Below are 13935 nucleotides of genomic sequence, written 5' to 3'. Positions count from 1 at the left end.
CTACGTCACCACCGAGCATGAGATCACCACGAGCCGCCGTCGGGGATCTTGTCCGGCGTGTCCCCAACCCGGCGAACGTATGTGGTCAACGCACTAGGTCGGTCGGTTCGACAGGCGTGGGGTCAAGGACTGCGGATGCACCGTCGCCGAACCCGTGCAGAAAAGTTCCCCCCATTTCCTGGACCAAATGGCGGTTCTCTCACTGTAAGGTCCGTATCGGCCCTGTTCAAATTTCTCGACGTATGATCGGTTCAACCTGCCCCCAATTGAGGCCGCCGTTACCGGAACCTAATGGAGGGTGGCGATTGACTTGATGTCCTCCAGGTGTGAGTTAGTTTAGGATCGGTGTTGATCATTTGGGCAGGGGAGATCGGGCGCGTCGCCAGTGGCGTTGAGGACTAGGTGCGATCACCGGGCAATGAGGTCCGGTCACGGCCGCTAGCGTGAGCGGCGGGCTACCCAGGCGGCGGCTTGGGTGCGGCGTTCCATGCCCAGCTTCGACAGCACCGCGGTGACGTAGTTCTTCACCGTCTTCTCCGCCAGGAACAGCCGTTCGGCGATCTGGCGGTTGGTCAGGCCCTCCCCGATCAGGTCGAGCACCCGCCGTTCCTGGTCGGTCAACGCGTCCAGCACGTCCACCTCCACCGGGCGGCGCATCCGGTCCAGGACGCGGGAGGTCGTCTGCGGGTCCAGCAGCGAGCGGCCGGCCGCGACCTCGCGCACCGCCGTCACCAGGTCCTGCCCGCGCACCTGCTTGAGCAGGTAGCCGGACGCGCCCGCCATGATCGCGCCGACCAGCGCCTCCTCGTCGTCGAACGCGGTCAGCACCAGGCACCGCGGCCCGTCCACGAGCGCGCGCAGCCGACGGCACAGCTCGACCCCGCCGCCGTCGGGCAGCCGGACGTCCACGACGGCGACGTCGGGCCGGGTCGCCGAAGCCCGGACCAGGGCCTCGTCCACCCCGCCCGCCTCGGCGACCACCGAGATGTCGTCCTCGTCCTCCAGCAACTCGCGCAGCCCCCTGCGCACCACCTCGTGGTCGTCTACGAGCAACACTCGCACCGGCACGAACCAACCATAGGTCGAATGCCGGTACCCACCGCGCCCGCCCGCCAAGACAGTGCAGGGATGCTCGTACGCGCGATCGAGGAAGCCGACCGGATCGTCGTCGGCAGGCTGGTGCTGGAGCTGTGGGGCGCGCACACCGCGGTCGCCCACGGCCAGGTGTTCTTCCCGGCGAGCCTGCCCGGGTTCCTGGTCGAACAGCAGGACACCGTCGTCGGGTTGCTCACCTACGCCGCCGCCGACGGCCACTTGGAGATCGTCACCGTCGACGCGCTGCGAAGAGGCAGGGGTGTCGGCAGCTCGCTGGTCGACGCCGCCGTGCAGCGGGCCCGGCAGCTCGGCTGCTCCCGGGTGCGGCTCACCACGACCAACGACAACCTCGACGCCCTGCGCTTCTACCAACGCCGCGGCTTCCGGCTCACCGCGCTGCGGCCCGACGCGGTGCGCGAAGCCCGTCGCCTCAAGCCGGAGATCCCCAGCGTCGGCGATTACGGCATCCCCATCACCGACGAGCTCGACCTGGAACGTTGGGTCGCGCCGCGCTAGTTGTCCACAGGCCCCAGCCGGGCTGTCCACAGGTTGTGCACAGCCTGCCGCGTCATCTGCTGGGCAGCGGGCTGAACACCTCGTCCCACGCCGCCGCGACCTGCCGGGCGCAGGTGGCGGGCGCGACGCCGCCGACACCCGTGCCGAGGCCGGGCATGGCGATCGTGCGCACGACCCGGCGCAACGGGCGGCCGTCGTCCAACCGGCCGCCCAGCCACAGCCGCAGCACGGCACGCGCGGCCAGGTACGGGTGCACGGTGTCCTCGGGCAGCAGCTCGCCGGGCTGCCGCATGGTCGGCGCGCTGATCAGCCACTCGGGCTCGGACTCGCCGGTCGGCACGACCAACGCCTCGCCCACGGGCAGCTCGCCGCCGTGCAGGCCGAGCACGGCACTGCGGACGTTGCCCTCCACCAGCGGGAACGCACGCGCGTACACCGCGTCGATGCCCCCGCGCATCCAGCCGGAGGAGTTGGCGGGGCTCACCACGGCCTCGGCGACGATGTCGAGCACCGAGCCCCGGTGCACCTCGACGCCGCTCCGGCCGTCGGCCACCGCGAGCCAGGCACGGGCCAGCGGTTCGTCGACGGCGCACAACACCAGACGGGGAACTGCTACCGGAGCGTTGATCTCACCCTCCGTATCGGCGGCGGACACGTGACCAGCATTCCAGGAGAACCCGTTGGTGCGGAACGGGGGCGGGCACCCACCTGGCGGGTGATCCTCGCCTCAACGGCGGTCACTGGACGTGGTCCTCGTATCGTTGCGGCCGTGCTCGCCTACTTCGGACCGCAGGGAACGTTCACCGAGCAGGCCGCACGCGGCTTCGCCTCTCCGCAGCAGGAGCTGGTGCCGTTCGACACGGTGCACGCCGCCCTGGCCGCGACCCGCCGCGGGGAAACCCGGTCGGCGTGCGTGCCGGTGGAGAACTCGGTCGAGGGCGCGGTGCCGGCGACGATGGACGCGCTGACCGAGGGCGAGCCGCTGGTCGCGGTCGCCGAGGCGGTGCTGCCGGTGCGGTTCAGCGTGCTGGTGCGGCCCGGCGGCGAGCCGGTGCGCACGGTCGCCAGCCACCCGCACGCGCTGGCCCAGGTGCGGCACTGGCTCGCCGAGCACCTGCCGGAGGCGAACGCGGTCGCCACGACGTCCACCGCCGCCGCGGCGCGCGCGGTGCTCAACCACGAGTTCGACGCCGCGGTGAGCGCCCCGGTGGCCGTGCGGCACTACCCGCTGGAGGTGCTGGCCACCGACGTGGCCGACGTGCGGGACGCGAAGACCCGGTTCCTGCTGGTCCGCCCGCCCGGCGAGCTGCCCGAGCCGACCGGCCACGACCGCACGTCCGTCGTCTGCACGGCGCCGGACCGGATCGGCGTGCTGTCGGAGCTGCTGACCGAGCTGGCGCTGCGCGGCATCAACCTGACCCGCATCGAGTCGCGCCCGACGAAGGGCAGGCTCGGCGAGTACCGGTTCTACATCGACCTCGACGGCCACGTGGCCGAGCCCAGGGTGGGCGACGCGCTGGCCGCGCTGCACCGGCACTGCCCGGAGACCCGGTTCCTCGGGTCGTACGCGAAGGCCGAGCCGGGCGGCGCGGTGGCGGGCAACGAGGAGTTCGTGGCGGCGGCCGAGTGGGTCGACGCGATCCGGAGGGGGCGCGGCGCGTGAGGTTGATCCTGGTCAGACACGGCGAGACGGCGTCGAACGTGAAGATGGCGCTGGACTCGCTGCCACCCGGCCCGCCGCTGACCGACGCAGGCCGGGCGCAGGCCGCGGCGCTGGCCGAGCAGTTGGCCGGCGAGCCCGTGGCGGCCGTGTACGCCAGCCGGGCGGTGCGCGCGCAGGAGACCGCGGCGCCCGTGGCGGCGGCGCACGGCCTGGAGGTCGAGGTCGTGGACGGCGTGCAGGAGATCTTCTGCGGCGACCTCGAAGGGCGGCACGACCGCGAGGCGTTCGAGGTCTTCATCGCCACGGTGAAGCAGTGGGCCGAGGGCGACCTCGACGTGCCGCTGCCCGGCGGCGAGAGCGGTCGCCAGGTGCTCGACCGCTACCTGGCCGCGGTGGACGGGATCGCCGCCAAGCACCGCGACGGCGACACGGTGGTGCTGGTCAGCCACGGCGGGTCGCTGCGGATGGGCGCGCTCGCGCTGGCCCGGAACGTGGGTCCCGCGCTGGCCGAGGCGGGCCTGCTGCCCAACACCGGCCGGGTCGTGCTGGAACGCGCCGACAACGGTTGGCACTGCACGTCGTGGACCGGCGTGGACGTGGTCGGGACTGATCAAGGTGACTGATCAGGGGGACTGATCAGCGCGCCGCGGTGGCCAGGACCGGCTTGGTCAACGTGACGACGCCGTCGTGGGCGGCGCCGCGCCGGTAGCCCGAGCGCTCGTAGAGGGCGAGGTTGCGGTGGCTGCGCGCGCCGGTGTGGAGCCGGAACGAGCGCACCTCGGCCGGCGCCTGCTCCTCGGCGAAGCGGAGCAGCCAGGTGCCGAGCCCCCGGCCAGCGAGGTCGGGCGCGACCATCAGGCGCCCGATGTCCCACGCGTCGCCGTCGAGGCGTGCGCGGACGGCGCCCACGAGTCGGCCGTCGAGGTGCGCGCACCACACCTTCCAGCTCTCCGCCCAGGCCCGGACGTCGTCGCCCGTCTCGTGCAGCGCCGGGAGGTCCCAGTCCTCGTTGGCGATGGCCTCGGGGACCCAGCAGCAGCGCTGCAGGACGACGAGTTCCGCCGCGTCGGCGGCATCCCCGGGCCGCAGGGTCACACCCGGCAAAGGCGGCTGCGGGCCGGCCTCGGCGTCCGCTTCGCCGTCCGGTCGGTACAGCGGGCGAAGGACTCGGGCCAGGCGGACGAGCTCGCGGAGGGTGTTGTGCGCGGCTGCGTCCCGGGAGGGGTCGTCGAGCAGTAGCCCGTCGCTGACGTGGTCGCCGATGCGCAGGGCGACGGTGGCCCCGGTGGGCATCATGCGCAGGGTGGTGGCGACTTGCTTGGCCATGTGGACGCCGCGGGTGCCCGCCGAGGTGTTGCCGTACCCGACGAACGACACCGGCTTGTACGCCCACTCCTCGTGCAGGTAGTCCATGGCGTTCTTCAGGGCGGCCGGCATCCCGTGGTTGTACTCGGGGGTGACGATCACGAACGCGTCGGCGTCGGCGACGAGGCGGCTCCACGCCCGCGTGTGCTCGTGGTGGTAGTTGCCGGAGGAGGGGTGTTCGGGCTCGTCCAGGAGGGGCAGCCCGATCTGCCCGAGGTCGGCGATGGCGATCTCGGCGGCGCAGTCGACGGCGACGTGGTGGTTGATCCGGGTGAACCACTCGCCGACGGTGCGGCCCAGCCGACCCGGACGGGTGCTGGCGATGATCACCAGGACGCGGACCGCAGAGTTCTTTGACATGTCAACGAGGCTAGCCGGGATTTCATTGACATGTCAAAGGTGGCAGGATGGGCGAATGCCCGAGGTGCCGTGGTTGACGCCGGACGAAGACCGGGCGTGGCGCGCGTTCCGGCGCCTGCTCACCGTCCTGCCCGCGCGCACCGCCCGCGACCTCGCCGCGCTCGGCCTCTCCTCGACCGACTACGAGGTGCTGAGCACGCTGTCCGAGAAACCGGACCGGCGCTGGGGGCTGCGGGACCTCGCCGCCAAGATGCAGTGGTCGCGCAGCCGGCTCTCGCACCACGCGGCCCGGATGGAAGCCCGCGGCCTGCTCGAACGCACCGGGGACGTCAACGACGGCCGCGGCAGCATCTACCACCTCACCGACGACGGCTTCGCCGTGCTGGAACAGGCCGCGCCGGGGCACGTGCGGTCGGTGCGGAACCGGTTCCTCGACCACCTGTCCGCCGACGAGCTGAAGGCGCTGGAGATCATCGCCAACCGCATCGCCGACCTGCCCGACTGATCGGCCGGGAGCCGGGCGGCCCTAGCCCCAGCCCAGCTCGTGCAGCTTGGCGTCGTCGATGCCGAAGTGGTGGGCGATCTCGTGGACCACCGTGACGACGACCTGTTCCACCACGTCGTCCTCGTCGCGGCAGATGTCGAGGATCGCCTCGCGGTAGATGTAGATCCGGTCCGGCAGGACGCCGCCGTAGTCGGTGGTCCGGCTGGTCAGCGCGATGCCGTGGTAGAGGCCGAGCAGGCTCGGCACGTCCGGGTTGCGGTCCTCCACCAGCACCACGACGTTGTTCATCGCCGCCGCGAAGTCCGGCGGGATGAGGTCGAGGGCCTCGCTGACCAGGTCCTCGAACCGTTGACGGGTCATCTCCACCGGCATGTCGTCACCTCGACGTCGTCGTGGTCGTCGCTGTCGTGGTCGTCTCGTCCGACTTCGGCGTCTTCGAGCCCGACGAAGGCGGCGCGGCGGAGCTTGAACTGGAGTGCAGCGGCGCGCCCGTCGGCTCGTCCTGCTGCACGGCGGTCGTCTGCGGCGGGTTGGACGTGGTCAGCGGCGGCGCGTTCGGGTTGCGGACGCTGCCCTCCCACGCGATCAGGACGTTGTCCACGGGTTGCGCGCCGACCTTGCAGTTCGCCTGCCGGGAGCCGGCGGCCCAGCTCTCCGGCAGCCGCGTGTCCCAGGTGACGATCAGGCCGCGGGCCTTGAGGTCGGCGCCGCCGGTGTACTCGGCGGTGAGCTTGCCGCACTCGGCGAACAGGACGTCGTCCTGCTGGTCGGACGGCGGGAACTCGCCGGGCGGCAAGGTCACCACGCCGGTGATCTCGAACGTGTGCGGCTTCAGGCAGTCCACCGGGTCGGCCACGGACCCGGTGGCGGTGATGCCGAGGCACACGCCCGGGTCGTAGACGTCGGACTGGTCCTGGGTGCGCGCCGTGCCGTAGGACGGGAGCAGCCCGCCCGCCGGACCGGCCACCTGGAGGCCGCAGCGTAGCGTCCGCTGACCCTCGCGCCACAGCCGCTCGCCCGGGTTGAGGGGGCCGACCGTGTACTTGCCGAACGGGTCGAACTTGCCGCCGAGGTAGTCCAGCGACGTCTTGGCGCACTGCTCCTGGCTGATCTGCTGCCACTGCGCGTCGTCCGGGAACGGCGCCTGCGGCCCGTGAGCGGCGGAGATGTCCGCCACACCGGTAACCTCGAACAGGTGCTGGGCCGCGCAGTCGACCTTCTCGACGTCCGTCAGGTCCTGCTTGGTCCAGTTGAGGCAGTCGCCCGCCTGAGCTGCCATGACGGGGTTCACCGTGGTCGTGGCCGGGCTGCCCGCCCCGCCGGCGCCCACGGGCCACCCGGTCAGCGTGCTCAGGGCCAGCAGCACGAACGCGCCAGCCGACGCGCCGAGCATGACCAAGTGGTCACCTCGACGAAACCAGCGCGTGGTGGCGGACATCTACTCCATGATGCCTGTGTAGGCCGAGCAACCGTTCGGGCGGGTGGAGAGTGTTGCTTTTGGGACACTCGTCACCCATTCGGCGGCCGATCTCTGTACCGTCCCCGCCGGGAGTGGCTGATGACTGAGAACGACAACACCGGTAGCGCCGCGACGCCCGGCCAGGGTGGGCCGAGCGGACCGAACCAACCGAGCGGACCGGCGGCGCCGGGGCCGCAGAGCGGTGGCGCGTCGCCGCCGCCCTACGTGCCCCAGACGCCGCAGGGGCCGCCGCAGGGTGGCCGCGGCCAGATCCGCAGCCAGGAGGCGGGCCAGACCAAGCCCCGGCCGCCGACACTGGCCGAGCAGCGCGCCCGCGCCTCGGCGATCGAGCAGCAGCGGGAGCAGCAGCTCGCGATCGAAGCCGAGGAGGCGCGCCGCAAGAAGCTCCGCAAGCGGCTCCTCGTCGGTGGTGGCGTGGCCGTCGGCGTGGCCGGCGTGGTGGCCATCTGGTACGCCGCGTCCAGCCCCGACGACGTGGTCGCCCAGTGCGTCAAGGACGACGTCGTGGTCGAGGACCAGTACTGCGACGAGAGCTACGCGCGCAGCCACGGCGGTTACGTGAGCAGCGGGTTCATCTACATCGGCGGCAGCTCCTACCGCTACAACTACGGCGCGCCGAGCACGCCGGTCGGCCAGAAGATCAGCGGCGGCAGCTACACCATGCCCAAGGGCGCGAACATCTCCACCAAGTCGGGCACGGTCGTGCAGCGCGGCGGGTTCGGCGTGTCCGGCGGCAGCAAGAGCGGGGGCAGCTGAGTGCGTCGGGAGTCCTCCACGCCCCGGCCGAACTGGCAGCGCACGGTCTCCGAGCAGGGACTGGTGTTCGGCGCGCCGGCGAGGGCCGCGGACGGCAGCCCGCGCCCGTACTGGGACGAGTCGGCGCACTACGTGTTCGACATGAGCGACGTGCTGTCGCTCGAAGCCGACGTCGAGCTGCTGCACAACATGTGCCTGGAGGCCGTCGACAACGTGGTGCTCACCGAGCGCTTCCGCGACTTCGGCATCAACGAGTGGCTGTGGCCCGCGATCGCCGAGTCGTGGAAGCGCCGCGACCCCCACGTGTACGGGCGGTTCGACCTGCGCTACGACGGCAGCGGGCCGGCGAAGCTGCTGGAGTACAACGCCGACACGCCCACGTCGCTGCTGGAGGCGTCGGTCGTCCAGTGGAACTGGAAGACCGACGTCCACCCCGAGGACGACCAGTGGAACTCGATCCACGAGAAGCTGGTCGAGCGCTGGGCCGAGATCGGCGGTCGGCTGCCGTCCAACGAGCTGCACTTCACCTGGTCGGGCGCCGACCCGTCGGGTGAGGACCACGTCACCGTGGCCTACCTGCAGGAGACCGCGGCCGAGGCGGGCATGGACACCGTCGGGCTGGCGATCGAGGAGATCGGCTGGGACTCGCTGCTGAAGCGGTTCGTCGACCTCGAGGACGCGCCGATGGGCACGGTCGTGAAGCTCTACCCGTGGGAGTGGGTGGTCGACGAGCAGTTCGGCCGCTACGCGGTGGAGAGCCTGCCCGGCACCCTGTGGGTCGAGCCGCTGTGGAAGATGCTGCTGTCCAACAAGGCGCTGCTGGCCGTGCTGTGGGAGATGTACCCCGGCCACCCGAACCTGCTGCCCGCGTTCCTGGGCGAACCAGGCCTGCTCACCGAGTACGTGCGCAAGCCGCTGCTGGGCCGCGAGGGGCAGAACATCCAGATCGTCGCCCCCGGCTACGAGACCCAGACCGGCGGGGTCTACGGCAAGGAGGGCTTCGTCTACCAGCTGTTCGACCCGCTGCCCGAGTTCGACGGCTACCGGCCGGCGCTCGGCGCGTGGGTCGTCGGCGACGCGTCGGCGGGCCTCGGCATCCGCGAGACCGTCGGCCTGGTCACGGACGACGGCGCGGCGTTCGTGCCGCACAGGATCGTCGAATGAAACGCTCCCCAACCCCGAGCGCACCACACTCGTCACCGGCTCCTTCACCGGCGGCACAACCGATCAACCTGCACACCATGGAGGGTCAGTGATCTCCCAACTCGCGTTGGACCCCGGCTTCGGGTCCAGCATCGGCACCGGCGTCGGTGCGATCGCGCTCTACGCGATCGTCGGCCTGGTGCTGATGGTCGTCGGCTTCTACGCCATCGACTGGACCACGCCCGGCAAGCTGAGCGCGCTGGTGCGCGGCGGCGCCCCGAACGCGGTCATCGTGACCTCCGCGGGCCTCGTGAGCATGGCGCTGATCGTGGTCGTCGCGATCTACAGCGCGGCGGGCAAGCTGGACGAGGGCCTGCTGTCGGCCCTGATCTTCGGCTTCGTCGGCATCATCGTCCAGGTGCTCGCGGTCCGGCTGCTGGAGTGGGTGACCCGGCTCGACATCGGCTCGCTGATCGAGTCCGACCGCTTCGCCCCGGCCAGCGTCGTGGTCGCGTCCGCGCACGTCGCCCTCGGCCTTGTGGTCGCCGTCGCCATCTCGTAGCACCCAGCACTCACGAAGGGGGCGCGTCCGCCGGTCGGGCGCGCCCCCTTCGCCGTGCTCAGGCCACCGGCAGCCGCTTCTGCCAGGCCATCGGCCCGACCTTGATCCGGGTGTGCGCCGAGCCGTTCCACTCGACGGGCAGCCCGACCGCGGTGAGCGCCGCGACCACCTCGCGCGCCACGGCCTCGTCCGCCGCCGCACGGCCGGCGGGTTCGAGGTCGTCGGGTTCGACATCGTCGGGCTCGTGGTCGGAAGTCTCGTGGTCGGCCGGCTCGACGTCGGCGAGCTCGCCGAACGAGCCGTAGGCGAGCCACACCCCGTCGCCCACGACGGCGCTCTCGGTGTCCTGCCGGTGGAAGAACACGTAGCCCCGCGCGTCGTCGCCCGCTTCGTCGCCGATCTCCGCGTGCCCGCACGTCTGGCAGCACGTGAAGTCGGCGCGGGCCACGATCCCGTCGCGGTCGAGCGCCGCGAACACCTCGAACAGGCGGTCCACGTCCGTGCTCGCCGGCCAGCCCTCCTGCTCGGCGGCCCGCTCCCGCCACACCCGCTCCACCACCGGCCGCGCGCCCGCCGGCGTGATCGGGTGCTCGTCGGAGACGAAGTCGACCACGTCCCGCACCGTGTCATCCAACGAGGTCATGCCCGCGTGCACCAGCGTGCGCGCGTAGTCCTCGACCATCTCCCACGCCTCGGTCGGCAGGCCGGCGTCGTCGTCCGCTCGTTCAACCACACGGGCATCCTGCCCGAGGGGTCCGACACTTCGGGTGCGAAGGCGTTCGAAAGGGTTTCCACCCGGGTACTACCCTTCCCCTGTGATTGACCTCAAGGCACTGCGCGAGAACCCGGAAGCAGTCCGCGCGTCGCAACGCGCGCGTGGCGAGGACGAGACCGTGGTCGACGCGCTGCTGTCCGCCGACGAGCGCCGCCGGGCCGCCATCGCCCGCGCCGACGCGCTGCGCGGCGAGCAGAAGTCGTTCGGCAAGCAGGTCGGCCGCGCCAAGGGCGAGGAGCGCGACGCGCTGCTGGCCAAGGGCAAGGAGCTGGCCGCCGAGGTCAAGGCGGCCGAGGCGGAGCAGTCCGCCACCGAGGCCGAGCTGACCGAGCTGCACCGCGCCGTGCCGAACGTGATCCACCCCGACGCGCCCGCCGGCGGCGAGGACGACTACGTCGTGCTCAAGCACGTCGGCGAGAAGCGCGAGTTCGACTTCGAGCCGCTCGACCACCTCGACCTGGGCGTGCGGCTCGGCGCGATCGACATGGAACGCGGCGCGAAGGTGTCCGGCTCGCGCTTCTACTTCCTCACCGGCGTGGGCGCGCAGCTGGAGCTGGCGCTGCTGAACATGGCCGTCGCCCAGGCCACCGCGGCCGGGTTCAAGCTGATGATCACGCCGACCCTGGTGCGCCCGGAGATCATGGCCGGCACCGGGTTCCTCGGCGCGCACGCGAGCGAGATCTACCGCCTCGAAGCCGACGACCTGTACCTCGTCGGCACGTCGGAGGTGCCGCTCGCGGGCTACCACGCCGACGAGATCCTGGACGGCCCGAAGCGGTACGCGGGCTGGTCGTCGTGCTACCGGCGCGAGGCGGGCTCGTACGGCAAGGACACCCGCGGCATCATCCGCGTGCACCAGTTCAACAAGGTCGAGATGTTCTCCTACGTCAAGCCGGAGGACGCCGAGGCCGAGCACGCCAAGCTGCTGGCGTGGGAAGAGGAGATGCTGGCCAAGATCGAGGTCCCGTACCGGGTCATCGACACGGCCGCCGGCGACCTCGGCACGTCGGCCGCGCGCAAGTTCGACTGCGAGGCGTGGATCCCGACCCAGCAGGCGTACCGGGAGCTGACCTCGACGTCGAACTGCACCACGTTCCAGGCGCGGCGGCTCAACGTGCGCTACCGCGACGAGAACGGCAAGCCGCAGATCGCCGCCACGCTCAACGGCACGCTGGCCACCACCCGCTGGATCGTGGCGATCCTGGAGAACCACCAGCAGGCCGACGGCTCGGTCGTCGTCCCGCAGGCGCTGCGCCCGTTCCTCGGCCTGGACGTGCTCAAGCCCAGTTGATTGAGTGCGGCTGATCAAGCCCAGCTGAGCTGCCCGAACTCACCACCCACGGGCACCGACTCCGGCAGTTCGCTGCCGGAGTCGAGTGCTTCCAGCAGGCGCAGCACGTCCAGGGCCGCGTCGTCGTCCCCGAACTCGCCCAACGCCGCCTCCAGCAGCGCCCGCGCCTCCGTCGGGCGCTCCTCGGCCCAGCGGACGCACGCGAGCAGCACCCAGCACTCGCCGCACGCCATCCGCATCGACGGTTCGTCGGCCCGTTCGCGGTACAGCGCCACGGCACGGGTCAGCCGCGTGCCCGCCAGGGCGAGGTCGCCCGCCTCGATGGCCAGCACGCCCAGCTCCCGCAGCGCCCACGCCACGCCCGCCCGGTCGCCGTGGTCGTACTGCCACTCCACCACCTCGGCCAGGCACGCGGCGACGGCGGCGACCTCGCCACGCGCCCGGTGCACGCTCGCCAGCAGGTCGAGCGCGCTCACGTGCCCGGCGAGCGACTCGGGCGTCGGGTCGGCCTGGCACCGCGCCCGCCAGACGCCCAACGCCCGCCGCGCCAACTCCTCCGCCACCGGCAGCCTGCCCCGCTCGGCACTGGTCACGGCGGCGCGCCGCAGCACCTCGGCGGCCGATTCGTCCAGCGGGAACCGGTCGGCCAGCTCCAGGCTCGTCTCACGCAGACCGGCCGCGTCCGGCGTCTCCGACCACAGGTGGAGCAGCAGCGTCGCCGCGTTGTCCGCCCGGCCCCGCGTCATGCAGCTCCGCGCGCCCTTCAGCACTTTTTCCATGGTGACACTGTAGGGTTTGCAACACCCAAAACCCCTGTTCCCGAACGAGTGGTGTCGTGGTGACGGGTGACTACGGAGAGTCGCTAAGGTGAGCCAATGGCAGTAGGGACCACGCGCGGCAAGCGCAAGCTCGGCGCGCTCATGGAGCAGTACCGCGAGAAGTCGGGCCTCAAGGCCGACGCGATCATCAAGGAGGTCCGGACGTCCCGCTCGACGTGGAGCCGGATGATCGCGGGCGAGGCCAGGCCGAGGTGGGCCCTGTTCTTCGCGATCCTCTCGGTGATGAAGGTCAGCGACGAGGAACGCGAACGGGCCATGGCGCTCTGGGAGATCGCCGACGACGAGGCGGTGCCCATCGAGCACGCGGCCTCGCTCCCCAAGAGCTACCTGCGCTTCCGCCGCGACGAGTCCGAGGCCGTGGTCGAGCGGTCCGTGGACGTGGTGCTGATCCCCGGAATGCTCCAGACACCCGACTACGCGGCAGCCCTGGCGGTCGGGAACCAACACCTGTTGGCCGGCGAGAAGTGGGAGGAGCGGGCCGCGCCGGAACGGCGTGACCGCCAGGGGTTGTTGCGCCGGGAACCGCGGCCTCTCGTCCTGCACGCGCTGATCGACGAAGCCGCGCTGCGCCGGGAGATCGGAGGCCCAGAGGTGATGCGAGCCCAGTGGGACCACCTGCTCCACGCGGCCGAACTGCCGAACGTGACGATCCAGGTGATCCCGAACCGTGTCGGCGCGTACGGCGCGCTCTCCGCGAACATGATCATCCTGGAGTTCGCCGACGACCTCGGGTCGGTCTACTTGGAGAACCTCATCGGGGGCGATTCGGTGGAAGATGAGGATGGCGTCGCGAAACTGCGTGCGGTGTGGGACGACGCCGCCGCCCGTGCGCTCTCGGCCGGTGACACGGTGGAGTTCATCCGAGCGATGAGGGGATCATGAAGAAGCGAGTGGTTCGTGACGGACGGGTGTTCGTCACTTCGAGCGCCAGCAACACCGCCAACGCGTGTGTCGGGGTGTCGGTGGAGGTGACCGGCGTCGGGGTCTTGGACACCAAGAACCCCGGCGGCGATGTGTTGGAGTTCAGCCGGGGTGCGTTCGCGTCGTTCCTCAGGACAGCATCGTCCGCAGGGCGTGCACCGACTCGTTGAGCACCCTGCGCAGGCAACGCAGCTCGATGGCCGTCCAACGGGGCCGGTAGACGGTCTCACCGGCCAGCCACGGCACGTTGGCGGCGGTGAGCTTGCCGTGGCAGCGGAGTTCCACCCGTTTCTGAGCGGGCCATCCGCCGGTAGCGGTCGCCTGCACGTCCCAGTGGAAGTTCCACAGGTTCAGCGCCGAGCCGTGGTCGAGTGCGGCTCGCCCCCGCAGCCACGCCTGGGCCGGTTCGACGTCCAGGGTGGAGCGGCTGATGGTCCCGTCGTCCACGCCTGCCAAGCCGGTCCACCCCGCCCGCCGGGCGTGCTCCTCGCAGGCGTCGGCCGTGGGCCAGGTGAGGATCCGGCGGCCTCGGGCGGCGAGCCGGTCGACGTCGCCGTCAGGTCCCCACCACACGGCGACCTCGCGGCCGTCGAAGCGGAGCGTGACGACCTCGCCGCGCGGCGGCGCGCTGTCGCCGTCACCGGGGCGCTCACTCGGGTCCACG

Annotated in this window: 18 protein-coding genes; 10 read left to right on the top strand and 8 right to left on the bottom strand. The window is 71.4% G+C overall.

Annotation, left to right across the window (positions count from 1 at the left end):
* Positions 1 to 438: 438 nt before the first annotated feature.
* A complete protein-coding gene (locus ADK67_RS08050) occupies positions 439 to 1068 on the bottom strand; it encodes a response regulator (protein WP_197289332.1) in 630 nt (209 codons plus the stop codon).
* Positions 1069 to 1128: 60 nt separating this feature from the next.
* Here ADK67_RS08050 and ADK67_RS08045 point away from each other — a divergent pair, with 60 nt between their 5' ends.
* Positions 1129 to 1611, top strand: coding sequence for a GNAT family N-acetyltransferase (locus ADK67_RS08045; RefSeq protein ID WP_053715746.1), 483 nt, complete (start codon positions 1129 to 1131; stop codon positions 1609 to 1611).
* A gap of 52 nt (positions 1612 to 1663) precedes the next feature.
* Here ADK67_RS08045 and ADK67_RS08040 read toward each other — a convergent pair whose 3' ends face one another.
* Positions 1664 to 2266, bottom strand: a complete 603-nt coding sequence (locus ADK67_RS08040; RefSeq protein ID WP_053715745.1) for a macro domain-containing protein — start codon at positions 2264 to 2266, stop codon at positions 1664 to 1666.
* 114 nt (positions 2267 to 2380) lie between these two features.
* Here ADK67_RS08040 and pheA point away from each other — a divergent pair, with 114 nt between their 5' ends.
* Positions 2381 to 3274 carry a prephenate dehydratase gene (gene pheA, locus ADK67_RS08035; RefSeq protein ID WP_157620001.1) on the top strand — a complete coding sequence of 298 codons (894 nt, stop codon included), beginning with the start codon at positions 2381 to 2383 and terminating at the stop codon, positions 3272 to 3274.
* Positions 3271 to 3897, top strand: coding sequence for a histidine phosphatase family protein (locus ADK67_RS08030; RefSeq protein WP_053715766.1), 627 nt, complete (start codon positions 3271 to 3273; stop codon positions 3895 to 3897). Before pheA ends, ADK67_RS08030 begins: the two co-directional genes overlap by 4 nt.
* 13 nt (positions 3898 to 3910) lie before the next feature.
* Here ADK67_RS08030 and ADK67_RS08025 read toward each other — a convergent pair whose 3' ends face one another.
* A complete protein-coding gene (locus ADK67_RS08025) occupies positions 3911 to 4999 on the bottom strand; it encodes a bifunctional NAD(P)H-dependent oxidoreductase/GNAT family N-acetyltransferase (protein WP_053715744.1) in 1089 nt (362 codons plus the stop codon).
* 55 nt (positions 5000 to 5054) lie between these two features.
* Here ADK67_RS08025 and ADK67_RS08020 point away from each other — a divergent pair, with 55 nt between their 5' ends.
* Positions 5055 to 5504 (top strand): MarR family winged helix-turn-helix transcriptional regulator, encoded by a 450-nt coding sequence (locus ADK67_RS08020; protein WP_053715743.1) that lies wholly within the window; start codon positions 5055 to 5057, stop codon positions 5502 to 5504.
* Positions 5505 to 5525: 21 nt separating this feature from the next.
* Here the strand turns inward: ADK67_RS08020 and ADK67_RS08015 are convergent, their stop codons facing one another.
* Complete coding sequence (locus tag ADK67_RS08015; protein WP_053715742.1) at positions 5526 to 5876, bottom strand: metallopeptidase family protein; 351 nt, start codon at positions 5874 to 5876, stop codon at positions 5526 to 5528.
* 4 nt (positions 5877 to 5880) lie between these two features.
* Entirely contained in the window at positions 5881 to 6942 is a 1062-nt protein-coding gene (locus tag ADK67_RS08010) for a septum formation family protein (RefSeq protein ID WP_231648068.1), read from the bottom strand.
* A 120-nt stretch (positions 6943 to 7062) separates the two neighbouring features.
* Here ADK67_RS08010 and ADK67_RS08005 point away from each other — a divergent pair, with 120 nt between their 5' ends.
* The 3 genes from ADK67_RS08005 to ADK67_RS07995 all read left to right on the top strand — a co-directional run bounded on the left by ADK67_RS08005 (position 7063) and on the right by ADK67_RS07995 (position 9445).
* Positions 7063 to 7740: a hypothetical protein gene (locus ADK67_RS08005; protein WP_082403298.1), complete on the top strand. Its 678-nt coding sequence runs from the start codon at positions 7063 to 7065 to the stop codon at positions 7738 to 7740.
* Complete coding sequence (locus tag ADK67_RS08000) at positions 7741 to 8904, top strand: glutathionylspermidine synthase family protein (RefSeq protein WP_053715740.1); 1164 nt, start codon at positions 7741 to 7743, stop codon at positions 8902 to 8904.
* Between the two features lie 88 nt (positions 8905 to 8992).
* Entirely contained in the window at positions 8993 to 9445 is a 453-nt protein-coding gene (locus ADK67_RS07995) for a DUF350 domain-containing protein (protein ID WP_053715739.1), read from the top strand.
* Between the two features lie 58 nt (positions 9446 to 9503).
* Here the strand turns inward: ADK67_RS07995 and ADK67_RS07990 are convergent, their stop codons facing one another.
* Positions 9504 to 10178: a DUF6891 domain-containing protein gene (locus ADK67_RS07990; RefSeq protein WP_053715738.1), complete on the bottom strand. Its 675-nt coding sequence runs from the start codon at positions 10176 to 10178 to the stop codon at positions 9504 to 9506.
* A gap of 82 nt (positions 10179 to 10260) precedes the next feature.
* On the opposite strand from ADK67_RS07990, the gene serS reads away from it, so the two are divergent.
* On the top strand, positions 10261 to 11511 hold the full coding sequence (gene serS, locus ADK67_RS07985) for a serine--tRNA ligase (protein ID WP_053715737.1): 1251 nt from the start codon (positions 10261 to 10263) through the stop codon (positions 11509 to 11511).
* Between the two features lie 14 nt (positions 11512 to 11525).
* Here the strand turns inward: serS and ADK67_RS07980 are convergent, their stop codons facing one another.
* The gene (locus tag ADK67_RS07980) at positions 11526 to 12290 is read right to left on the bottom strand and encodes a hypothetical protein (protein WP_157620000.1); all 765 of its coding nucleotides are present in this window, start codon (positions 12288 to 12290) and stop codon (positions 11526 to 11528) included.
* A 96-nt stretch (positions 12291 to 12386) separates the two neighbouring features.
* Between ADK67_RS07980 and ADK67_RS07975 the strand changes: the two genes are divergently transcribed.
* Together ADK67_RS07975 and ADK67_RS48765 are read left to right on the top strand one after the other, a co-directional pair.
* Positions 12387 to 13232, top strand: a complete 846-nt coding sequence (locus ADK67_RS07975; protein WP_053715735.1) for a helix-turn-helix domain-containing protein — start codon at positions 12387 to 12389, stop codon at positions 13230 to 13232.
* Positions 13229 to 13441 carry a DUF397 domain-containing protein gene (locus ADK67_RS48765; protein ID WP_082403297.1) on the top strand — a complete coding sequence of 71 codons (213 nt, stop codon included), beginning with the start codon at positions 13229 to 13231 and terminating at the stop codon, positions 13439 to 13441. The genes ADK67_RS07975 and ADK67_RS48765 overlap by 4 nt, the downstream gene beginning before the upstream one ends.
* On the opposite strand, the gene ADK67_RS07970 is transcribed toward ADK67_RS48765, so the two are convergent.
* Positions 13401 to 13934: a hypothetical protein gene (locus ADK67_RS07970; protein ID WP_053715734.1), complete on the bottom strand. Its 534-nt coding sequence runs from the start codon at positions 13932 to 13934 to the stop codon at positions 13401 to 13403. The two genes, ADK67_RS48765 and ADK67_RS07970, sit on opposite strands and share 41 nt — an antisense overlap.
* Position 13935: the final 1 nt, after the last annotated feature.

Source organism: Saccharothrix sp. NRRL B-16348, from assembly GCF_001280085.1.
GTDB lineage: Bacteria > Actinomycetota > Actinomycetes > Mycobacteriales > Pseudonocardiaceae > Actinosynnema.
This window is presented reverse-complemented; position numbering and strand designations above follow the sequence as displayed.

What these genes read in the sequence shown, in the direction of transcription:
- ADK67_RS08005 (WP_082403298.1), top strand. Translation starts at nt 7,063, where the DNA reads ATGACTGAGAACGACAACACCGGTAGCGCCGCGACGCCCGGCCAGGGT.
- ADK67_RS08045 (WP_053715746.1), top strand. Translation starts at nt 1,129, where the DNA reads ATGCTCGTACGCGCGATCGAGGAAGCCGACCGGATCGTCGTCGGCAGG.
- ADK67_RS08025 (WP_053715744.1), bottom strand. Translation starts at nt 4,999, where the DNA reads ATGTCAAAGAACTCTGCGGTCCGCGTCCTGGTGATCATCGCCAGCACC.
- ADK67_RS48765 (WP_082403297.1), top strand. Translation starts at nt 13,229, where the DNA reads ATGAAGAAGCGAGTGGTTCGTGACGGACGGGTGTTCGTCACTTCGAGC.
- ADK67_RS08015 (WP_053715742.1), bottom strand. Translation starts at nt 5,876, where the DNA reads ATGCCGGTGGAGATGACCCGTCAACGGTTCGAGGACCTGGTCAGCGAG.
- ADK67_RS08020 (WP_053715743.1), top strand. Translation starts at nt 5,055, where the DNA reads ATGCCCGAGGTGCCGTGGTTGACGCCGGACGAAGACCGGGCGTGGCGC.
- ADK67_RS08010 (WP_231648068.1), bottom strand. Translation starts at nt 6,942, where the DNA reads ATGTCCGCCACCACGCGCTGGTTTCGTCGAGGTGACCACTTGGTCATG.
- ADK67_RS07980 (WP_157620000.1), bottom strand. Translation starts at nt 12,290, where the DNA reads ATGGAAAAAGTGCTGAAGGGCGCGCGGAGCTGCATGACGCGGGGCCGG.
- ADK67_RS07975 (WP_053715735.1), top strand. Translation starts at nt 12,387, where the DNA reads ATGGCAGTAGGGACCACGCGCGGCAAGCGCAAGCTCGGCGCGCTCATG.